At 68.2% G+C, this 8,408-nt stretch carries 11 protein-coding genes; 7 read left to right on the forward strand and 4 right to left on the reverse strand.

The genetic code is table 11. The features are described from left to right. The gene (glgC, locus tag U1T56_RS21360; RefSeq protein WP_418161531.1) at nt 1-1,245 is read right to left on the reverse strand and encodes a glucose-1-phosphate adenylyltransferase; all 1,245 of its coding nucleotides are present in this window, start codon (nt 1,243-1,245) and stop codon (nt 1-3) included. A gap of 196 nt (nt 1,246-1,441) precedes the next feature. Continuing rightward, on the reverse strand, nt 1,442-1,741 hold the full coding sequence (locus U1T56_RS21365) for a hypothetical protein (RefSeq protein ID WP_418161532.1): 300 nt from the start codon (nt 1,739-1,741) through the stop codon (nt 1,442-1,444). Nucleotides 1,742-1,946: 205 nt separating this feature from the next. Here U1T56_RS21365 and U1T56_RS21370 point away from each other — a divergent pair, with 205 nt between their 5' ends. Beyond that, nucleotides 1,947-2,360 (forward strand): CBS domain-containing protein, encoded by a 414-nt coding sequence (locus tag U1T56_RS21370; RefSeq protein WP_418161533.1) that lies wholly within the window; start codon nt 1,947-1,949, stop codon nt 2,358-2,360. Nucleotides 2,361-2,385: 25 nt separating this feature from the next. Next, complete coding sequence (locus tag U1T56_RS21375; RefSeq protein WP_418161534.1) at nt 2,386-2,583, forward strand: hypothetical protein; 198 nt, start codon at nt 2,386-2,388, stop codon at nt 2,581-2,583. Nucleotides 2,584-2,807: 224 nt separating this feature from the next. On the opposite strand, the gene U1T56_RS21380 is transcribed toward U1T56_RS21375, so the two are convergent. Next, entirely contained in the window at nt 2,808-3,269 is a 462-nt protein-coding gene (locus U1T56_RS21380; RefSeq protein ID WP_418161535.1) for a host attachment protein, read from the reverse strand. Between the two features lie 39 nt (nt 3,270-3,308). After that, on the reverse strand, nt 3,309-3,560 hold the full coding sequence (locus tag U1T56_RS21385; RefSeq protein ID WP_418161536.1) for a hypothetical protein: 252 nt from the start codon (nt 3,558-3,560) through the stop codon (nt 3,309-3,311). A 327-nt stretch (nt 3,561-3,887) separates the two neighbouring features. Here U1T56_RS21385 and U1T56_RS21390 point away from each other — a divergent pair, with 327 nt between their 5' ends. From U1T56_RS21390 to U1T56_RS21410, 5 genes are all read left to right on the forward strand, one after another. Continuing rightward, nucleotides 3,888-4,223, forward strand: a complete 336-nt coding sequence (locus tag U1T56_RS21390) for an STAS domain-containing protein (RefSeq protein ID WP_418161537.1) — start codon at nt 3,888-3,890, stop codon at nt 4,221-4,223. Then, nucleotides 4,220-4,585 (forward strand): response regulator, encoded by a 366-nt coding sequence (locus tag U1T56_RS21395; protein WP_418161538.1) that lies wholly within the window; start codon nt 4,220-4,222, stop codon nt 4,583-4,585. The genes U1T56_RS21390 and U1T56_RS21395 overlap by 4 nt, the downstream gene beginning before the upstream one ends. Before the next feature lie 10 nt (nt 4,586-4,595). Beyond that, the gene (locus tag U1T56_RS21400; protein WP_418161539.1) at nt 4,596-6,602 is read left to right on the forward strand and encodes a chemotaxis protein CheA; all 2,007 of its coding nucleotides are present in this window, start codon (nt 4,596-4,598) and stop codon (nt 6,600-6,602) included. Nucleotides 6,603-6,630: 28 nt separating this feature from the next. Next, nucleotides 6,631-7,134 carry a chemotaxis protein CheW gene (locus U1T56_RS21405; protein WP_418161540.1) on the forward strand — a complete coding sequence of 168 codons (504 nt, stop codon included), beginning with the start codon at nt 6,631-6,633 and terminating at the stop codon, nt 7,132-7,134. 147 nt (nt 7,135-7,281) lie between these two features. Further along, a partial coding sequence (locus U1T56_RS21410) for an MCP four helix bundle domain-containing protein (RefSeq protein ID WP_418161541.1) occupies nt 7,282-8,408 on the forward strand: 1,127 nt, incomplete at its 3' end.

Here is an 8,408-nt window from a genome sequence, read left to right on the forward strand (position 1 = left end):
TCAGGTCATTCGGTCGAGCATGACCTGGGTGATGAGCGTGATGCCCCCGTCGGTACGTCGGAAGCGGCGCGCATCGAGCGCCGGATCCTCGCCGACGACGAGACCCGGCGGCACGCGCACGTCGGAATCGACGATCACGTTGCACAGCCGGGCACCCCGACCGATCTCGGCATAGGGCATGATCACCGCACCATCGACGTCGGCGAACGAGTTCACCCGTACTCCGGTCGAGAGCAGCGAACGCCGCACGCGGGCACCCGAGACGATGCAGCCGTTGGCGACGAGCGAGCTGATCGCCATGCCGCGCCGGTCCTCCTCGTCGTGGACGAATTTCGCGGGCGGCAGCATCTCGGTCGAGGTCCAGATCGGCCAGCGGCGGTCGTAGAGGTCGAGGGCGGGCAGCACGCTCGTCAGATCGAGATTGGCCTCGAAGAAGGCATCGAGCGTGCCGACGTCGCGCCAGTACGCTTCGGCGTTCTCGCTGGTCCTGATGGCGGAGCGGCCGAAGCGGTGCGCCACCGCGCGGCCGTGCTGGACGACATAGGGAATGACGTCCCGGCCGAAATCGTGCTGCGAGTAGGGCTCGGCGGCATCGCGGCGGAGCTGGTCGTAGAGGAAGGCGGCATCGAAGACGTAGATGCCCATGCTGGCGAGCGCCATCTCGGGCCTGCCCGGAATGCCCGGCGGGTCGTTCGGTTTTTCGATGAAGTTCTCGATCCGGTCCTGCTCGTCGACGCGCATCACGCCGAAAGCGACCGCCTCCTCCCGCGGCACCTCGATGCAGCCCACCGTGACGTCAGCACGGCTGTCGAGATGCTGCATCAGCATCTCGGCGTAATCCATCTTGTAGACGTGATCGCCGGCGAGGACGACGATGTGCTCGATCGGGTAGCGCTCGAGGATGTCGAGGTTCTGGTAGACCGCGTCCGCCGTGCCCTGATACCACTGACCATCGCCGGTGCGTTGGCTCGCCGGCAGGATGTCGAAGCTCTCGTTGCGCTCGGAGCGCAGGAAGGTCCAGCCCTTCTGCAGATGCCGGATCAGGCTGTGCGCCTTGTACTGGGTGGCGACGCCGATGCGGCGGATACCGGAATTGATCGCGTTCGAGAGCGCGAAGTCGATGATCCGCGCCGTGCCGCCGAAATGGACCGCGGGCTTGGCGCGGCGGTCGGTCAGCTCCTTCAGGCGCGAGCCGCGCCCGCCGGCCAGAACGAGCGCGAAGGTGTTGCGAATGATGCTGGCCACTGCCCCGTGCGACCGCGAGGACAGCTCGGATGATAGCGCATAGGCCAAGGTCGTCCTCCGGTCGTGACCAGCCGTTTCCCGCCCCGGTGATGGTGCGGCCGCTTTCGCCCAACAAACGCTTTGAGAAGGACTTGGTTTCTCGATCTTTCGCACCTGCCGAACGGACGACGGCGCGGCGGGCCGATCGGCCCGCCGGTCACTTCCTTTCGTTCCGATCCTCGCGGCCGATATCGCTCACCGAAGTATAGAAGCCCTGGTCGTGGGAGACCTCGTGCGCGCCCGTCTCCTCGTCGAGGAAAGAAAGCGCACGCGCGAGACGGGCCACGAGATTGGGTTCGCCGCCACCTCCGATGGGCGAGCCGGTGTTCTGCCGCCAGCGCTCGAGGATGGCGCGCTTCTCCTCCATGCCCAGCTCCTTGTCCTGAAGGACCGCCTCCGGGCTGTCGAACACGCTCGAAGGATCGCGCAGCGCACGTTCGGCGCGGATCGATGTCATGATCGTTCCTCCTGGTCCGAGACGAAAAGGTTAGGGCGACACCGCCGACGGCGATGGTCCGAAGCCTGCCACGACTCAAGACGCGGAAAGGGGCGAGGTTCCCCTGATTGCGCTATCCTCGGGGAACCTTTTCGCCTGTCGGGCGTTTTCGGACAGGGTGCGCCATGAGGCGTGCCGCTGCGGTGATGCCGGGGGGCAAGAAACGATGCAGAACGACCAGCGCGTCCAAGATGTCATGGAAGGCGAGAAGGCCATCGTCACCTGGTCCGACACGGCCGATGCCGCCCTCGGGCGGATGCGCGGTCTCGGCTGCGATCGTCTGGCCGTCATCGATCCTTACGGCGTGATCGGCATCTGCGAGCGCAGCGTGCTCATGGCCTACCAGCAGCGCGGCTCGTGGCTGGGCTCGATCTCGGTGGCCGACCTCATGCGCCGTGGGCCGTTCTGGTGCCGCGAGGACGACCCCTTGAGCAAGGTCCTGCTCTCGATGGAGCGCCTGAAGACCGACATCCTGGCCGTCCTCGACAAGCGCGGCCGGGTAGTGGGCACGGTCAGCCGTCAGCAGCTCGAAGCCGTCCGGAACGCGCAGGAGCATGCCCAGACCGACGCACGCCACTGATCAACGCGGGCCATGAGGAGTGGTCATGGCGGCAGGCGGTGTCCTCGCCGCCGTGTCCATCTCGGGCATGTCGTCCGCCCAGCGCTGCCCGGTCGCGATCACGCACGAGAGGCCGCGCGGCGTGGTCGTCACCGCGGTCCAGGTGCCAGTGGTCGGCGAGGCGAAGATCTGCAAGAGCTGCCCGTTGCCTTGCAGGCCAGCCGAGACCGGCACCTCGCCGTAGCTCTGGTCGAGCAGCCTGGCAAGGTGGGCAGTCTGACCGCAAGGAAGCTCATGTCCCGATGCAGGGCTAGCGAAAAGTGCAATCGCGCCAAGTCCTGCCAAGAACAGGCCGGGGGATCGCATGAAGGTCACTCCTGCCGAGGCCGGGCCGCATCGGAATGCGGCTCGGTGTGACTCGGGAGTAACAACAGAACGATCCCGAACGAGGTTCCGAACCTTTCGGCTCTACTTTCCGCCGCTGGCCAACTTGGTCCAGAAATGCTCCTCGAGCTGCGGCACGGTCAGGCTCGTCAGATCCTTGTCCATCTCTCCGACGATCCGCTGCGACACCTCCTCCGTGAGCGCGGCGCGCAGATCGCCGAGCGCGCGCGGAGCAGCCACGAGGTAGAGCTCGTCGAAGCGCTGCTCGTGCGCCGCCGCGGCCAGCTTCTGCGCCACCTGCCGCGCGAACTCGGCCTGCTCGTGGCGCTGTGCGTCGGTATGAGGCTCGATGGCGCTGCGGTGGCCGGGCGAGCTCGATTCGAAGGTGCGGCCCTGCCGGTCGCTGACAAGATCGGACGTCTTGCGGCGCGCCGTCTCCGAGGCGAGCTCCTCGATCGGCGTCAGCCGCCGTGTCCGCCGATCGGCGCTCAGGATGCGCGCTCTCGCGCCATCTGCGACCACGACCCAGACCGTCTTTGCACGCATCGTTCGACCCTCGTTTCCGTTTCCTTTGGAGAACAGCGTTCAGTCGTTCTCGCCCACCTCGTCGGCGGTCAGGAGCTCGTAGACCTGCGCTGCCGGCCCCTCGAGCGGATGGGAGGCCTCTCCCAAAGCCTCGTCGGCTCCTGCCGCCCGCATGAGCGCCTGCTCGATCTCGGCATAGGTAGCGCCGGTGGCGAGGATGGCCGTGTGGAGCGTCGCGTCCTCTCCGCCGACGAGACTCGCGATCTCCGCGAGGGTCGGCCGTTGCTTGGCGTTCGAGCGGGTAGTCGGCATCTCGCTTCCTCCTCCACGAACGGGCTCGAAGCATCCTAGGCTCGATGTGGGGGCTCGCCTTGATTCACGTCAAGCCCTGCGAGGAGCTTCGGAGGGCATGCCGGATGAAGCTGGGCTCACGATCTCTGCCGGCGAATCCTTCGATCCGGCAGCTAAGCCAAGATGCCGCAGGAAATCGTTTCCGAGTGCGACCACAAAACGACTGATCGTGACGAGCCGGTTTCGGTAGACGTGTCGATGCCGGATGCAACCGGAACGAGAGAATTCTTCTTTGATCCGGGTCATGCAAGGGGCATCGAAGAATAAATCGGCAAGACGGCTTCGGACATGCCAGACGAACGCTTCGGGTCCGCATCGGCGACCGGCGTCGAGGTGCTCGCCCTTACCGGGGTGTGCACGCTCGAGACCGCCGTCGCCACCAAGCATCTGCTCCAGGAGCGGCTCCAGCCCGGCAAGGTTCTCGCCCTCGACCTCGAAGGCGTGACCGAAGCCGATCTCACCCTGCTCCAGCTCGTCGTCGCCGCACGCCGTGCCGTCGAGGTTCAAGGGGGGACGCTGCGGCTCGAGCCGGGTGCCGGCGCTCTCGTGCGCGCCCTCGCCGAGACCGCAGGTCTCCTCGCCGACCCGACCGAACGCCGTTTCTGGGAAGGAGTTCGCCCGTGAGCAAGCCCATCCTCTGCGCCGACGATTCCGCCAGCATTCGCCAGATGGTGGCCTTCACCCTCCAGAGCGCCGGCTACGAGCCCGTCACCGCCAACGACGGCAGCGATGCGCTCGCGAAGCTCGAGGTCCAGCGCTTCGCCATGATCATCACCGACCTCAACATGCCGGGCTGCGACGGCATCGCGCTGATCAAGAAGATCCGTGCCGATCCGCGCCATGCCGGCGTGCCCATCGTCATGCTCACCACCGAATCCGAGGAGAGCAAGAAGATGGAGGGCAAGGCCGCGGGTGCGACGGGCTGGATCGTCAAGCCGTTCGACCAGGCGAAGCTCCTCGCCGTCGTCAAGAAGCTCGTCGGCTAGGACCGCCCCGATGACCGCCTTCGATCCCGCCGGCACCTTTCTGCTCGAGGCACGCGAGCTCTTGCGCGAGCTCGAGGCCGGGCTCCTCGAGCTCGAGCAGCGGCCGGACGACCGGGCCCTGGTCGACACGATCTTCCGCGCCTTGCACACGCTCAAGGGCTCGGGCGGGATGTTCGGGCCGCCGGCGCTGGCAACGTTCGCGCACGAGGTCGAGACGCGCTTCGAAGGCATCAGGCGCGGCAGCGAGACGGCGACACCGGCGCTCACCGGCCTGCTGCTCGCCGCCCGCGACCATCTCGAGCAGCTGCTCGAGGCACCCGACACGGCCGACCCCGCCGAAACCGAGCGCCTCGTCGTGGCCTTGCGCGACACCGGCGAGACTGCCTGTATCCCGGCTGCGCCGGCCGAGCCGGTCGCGACCGAGCCGTCGGCCAGGGCCTGGCGGATCGGGATCCGCCTGCCGGCGACGGCGCTCGAGTTCGGCACCAATCCTCTGGGCATGCTCGACGAGCTGCGCGCGCTCGGTCCTTGCGAGGTGCGGGCACGGACCGAAGCGGTTCCGGCTCTGGGCGAGCTAGACCCGACCAAGCTCTATCTGCACTGGGACGTGCGCCTGGTCACGACCCGGCCGCGCGCGGCGATCGAGGACGTGTTCATCTTCGTGGCCGACAGCGGCGGGATCGAGATCGCGGAGGATACGGCGGAGCCTGCGCCGGAGTGCGCCTCGGTCACGGTCGCGGCTGTGGGTCCGCCGGCAGCTCCTGCCAACCACGACGCTCCGCCCGCTGCGGCGAAGGAGGCCCGTCGGCTCGGGCGGCGGGAGGCCGCCCGGAGCATGGACCGGCCCGAGGCCAGCGTGCGGGTGGCGGCGAGCCGGCTCGATGCCCTCCTGGACCAGGTGGGCGAGCTCGTCATCGCCCAGGCCCGGCTCACCGCACTCGCTCAGAGCCGCAAGGATCCCGTGCTCACCGGGGTGGTCGAGGAGATCGAGCGCCTCGCGGCCGAGTTGCGCGAGTCCACGATGGGCCTGCGCATGCTGCCGATCGGCACGCTCTTCGGCCGCTACCGCCGCGTGGTGCGCGACCTCTCGCAGGAGCTCGGCAAGGCGGTCGAGCTGACCACGGCGGGCGAGGCGACCGAGCTCGACAAGACCATGATCGAGCGGCTGGGCGACCCGCTCGTGCATCTGATCAGGAACGCGGTCGACCACGGCATCGAGGATGCTGCGACCCGGCGCGCGGCCGGCAAGCCCGCGCACGGCTCGCTCCATCTCGAGGCGCGCCAGGCCGGGGCCGAGGTGCTGATCAGCATCAAGGACGACGGCGCCGGGCTCAACCGGGCCCGTATCCGCGAGAAGGCGGTGGCGCGCGGCCTGATCGCCGCCGATGCCGTCCTGTCCGAGCGCGCGATCGACCAGCTCATCTTCCATCCCGGCCTGTCGACCGCGGCCACGATCAGCAACATCTCCGGCCGTGGGGTGGGCATGGACGTGGTCAAGCAGACGATCGAGGACCTCAGGGGCTCGATCGAGGTGGCCTCGGCGCCGGGGGCGGGGACCACGATCACGCTGCGCTTGCCCTTGACGCTCGCGATCATCGACGGGCTTCTGGTCCGGGTCGGTGCCAGCATGTGCGTGGTGCCGCTCGCGGCGATCGAGGAATGCGTCGAGCTCGCGGCGGCCGAGCACAAGGGCTCGAGCGGGCGCAGCTTTCTCGACGTCCGCGGGGCGCTGGTGCCGTTTCTGCGCCTGAGCGAGCTGTTCGGCGTCGGCGCGGGTGCCCGCGAGCACGAGATGGTGGTGATCGTGGCCAGCGAGCAGGGCCGGGTCGGGCTCGTGGTCGACCAGGTGGTGGGCCACCACCAGACCGTGATCAAGTCGCTGTCGCCCCTGCACCGTGGCATTCCGGGGCTGGGCGGGGCGACCATCCTGAGCGATGGTCAGATCGCGCTGATCCTGGACACGACCGGCCTGATCCAGTCGGCGCAGGACCAGGCCACGTGGCGCCTCTCGGCGTGAGAGGCTTTCTTCCACAGCGGTGAACGACATGCAGCACGCCGAGAAGAGCCGTGTCGTCGGCCCCGGGCGGGCCGGTGAGTTCCTGACCTTCGCTCTCGACCACGAGACCTTCGCGATCCCGGTGGAGGCGGTGCGCGAGGTGGTCGACCCGCTGCCGACGGCGCAGGTGCCGCGAGCGCCCGACTTCGCGCCGGCGCTGGTCAACGTGCGCGGCAACGTGGTGGCGCTGATCGACCTGCGCCGGCGCCTCGCCATGCCGCCGGCCCCTGCGGATGCCGAGGCGCGGGTGGTGGTGAGCGAAGTTGCGATCGGCGGGGAGCCGACGCTGGTGGGTATCCAGACCGATGCGGTCCACGGGGTGATCGATGTGCGCGGCGCCGTGGTCGAGCCGCTGCCGAAGCTCGGCACGCGCTGGCGGACCGAGTTCATCCAGGGCGTGGTCAGGCAGGATCGGGGCTTCGTCATCATCCTGGACATGGCGCGCATCCTCGCGCCCGACGACGCAGCGCGCCGTTCCACCGACCGGGGGTGACGCCCGTGCGCTTTTCCATCGAGGCCAAAGCACCTTCGAGCGGATGAGCGCCTGAGCGGGCCGGGATGGCGGCTCATCGGTCGCCGTCCCGGCCATCGGCCCACCTCGACGTTTCCCTCCATCACACGCAACGAAAAGAACGAAACGATGCGGTTCCCCATCAAGGCCAAGCTGGCCGCCTCCTCCGGACTGATCCTGATCCTGCTCGCCGCCACGGCTTACGTGGGCGTCGCGAGCCTCGGCACGACGAACGATCTTCTCTCCGAGATCGTGGACGGCTCGCTGCAGCGTCTCAATCTCGCCCGCAACATGCGCAACAGCGCGATTCAGGTCGGGCGTAGCGTCACTCTGACGATCGCCGCCGATAGCGACGCGGTGATGCAAATGGCCGATGCGGACACGAGCCGGTATCTCGATTCCTTCCGAGCCGTGAGCGAGGGCTACGCCAAGCTCGCGAGCAGCGACGAGGAACGGCAGCGCCTGAAGGAGATCGACGCCGCCTGGAGCAAGTACGTCCAGCAGATCGCCGAAGCCCGTCGTCTGACCTTCGAGAACACGAACGTCAAAGCCGCCGACCTCGTCTTCGGCAAGGCTGCTGAAGCCATAGCCGCCGTCCTCAAGGGCATCGACGAACTGCAGGGCCGGCTCGCCGTCTCGGGGGGCGGCTCGACCGCCGACATCGCCCTGGCCGAGTTCAAGGAGCACGTGGGGGAGCTGCGGCTCGCCACCTACCAGGTGGTCCTCGCCACCAACGATCACATGCTCGCCGGGTTCAACGATGCCGCCGACAGCGCACGTGCGGCGGCCGACAGCAGCCTCGGCACGCTCGCGCGCATGGTGAGCGGCGATCTCGCTACCCAGGTGCAGCATCTGCAGGCCGCCTGGAACGATTATGTCGCGATCGCCAAGGAGGTGATCCGGCTTGGGAACGAGAACTCCAACGCCAAGGCGCTCGCCATCGTGGTCGGCCCGGCTCAGGCGAGCTTCAACGAGGCCATGGCCAAGATCGAGGCCCGAGTGAAGCAGGTCAACGAGGAGCTGGCGGCGGCCCGCCAGGCTGCAGCAGGTAAATATCAGGAGGTGCGCCGTCTGCTGATCGCGATGGCGACGGCGGCAGTCGTCGTCGGCATCGCGGCCGCGGCCTGGATCGGTCTGGGGATCAGCCGCGGCCTGGGGCGGGTAGTGCGGGCGGCCGAAGCGGTGGCGGTGGGCGACCTTTCGCACCGGGTCCGGCTCGAGAGCCGCGACGAGATCGGCGCGCTCGGCCAGGCGAT

This window comes from Benzoatithermus flavus (assembly GCF_037908215.1).
GTDB lineage: Bacteria > Pseudomonadota > Alphaproteobacteria > Geminicoccales > Geminicoccaceae > Benzoatithermus > Benzoatithermus flavus.

What these genes read in the sequence shown, in the direction of transcription:
- U1T56_RS21365 (WP_418161532.1), bottom strand. Translation starts at nt 1,741, where the DNA reads ATGACATCGATCCGCGCCGAACGTGCGCTGCGCGATCCTTCGAGCGTG.
- U1T56_RS21370 (WP_418161533.1), top strand. Translation starts at nt 1,947, where the DNA reads ATGCAGAACGACCAGCGCGTCCAAGATGTCATGGAAGGCGAGAAGGCC.
- U1T56_RS21375 (WP_418161534.1), top strand. Translation starts at nt 2,386, where the DNA reads ATGGCGGCAGGCGGTGTCCTCGCCGCCGTGTCCATCTCGGGCATGTCG.
- U1T56_RS21380 (WP_418161535.1), bottom strand. Translation starts at nt 3,269, where the DNA reads ATGCGTGCAAAGACGGTCTGGGTCGTGGTCGCAGATGGCGCGAGAGCG.
- U1T56_RS21385 (WP_418161536.1), bottom strand. Translation starts at nt 3,560, where the DNA reads ATGCCGACTACCCGCTCGAACGCCAAGCAACGGCCGACCCTCGCGGAG.
- U1T56_RS21390 (WP_418161537.1), top strand. Translation starts at nt 3,888, where the DNA reads ATGCCAGACGAACGCTTCGGGTCCGCATCGGCGACCGGCGTCGAGGTG.
- U1T56_RS21400 (WP_418161539.1), top strand. Translation starts at nt 4,596, where the DNA reads ATGACCGCCTTCGATCCCGCCGGCACCTTTCTGCTCGAGGCACGCGAG.
- U1T56_RS21405 (WP_418161540.1), top strand. Translation starts at nt 6,631, where the DNA reads ATGCAGCACGCCGAGAAGAGCCGTGTCGTCGGCCCCGGGCGGGCCGGT.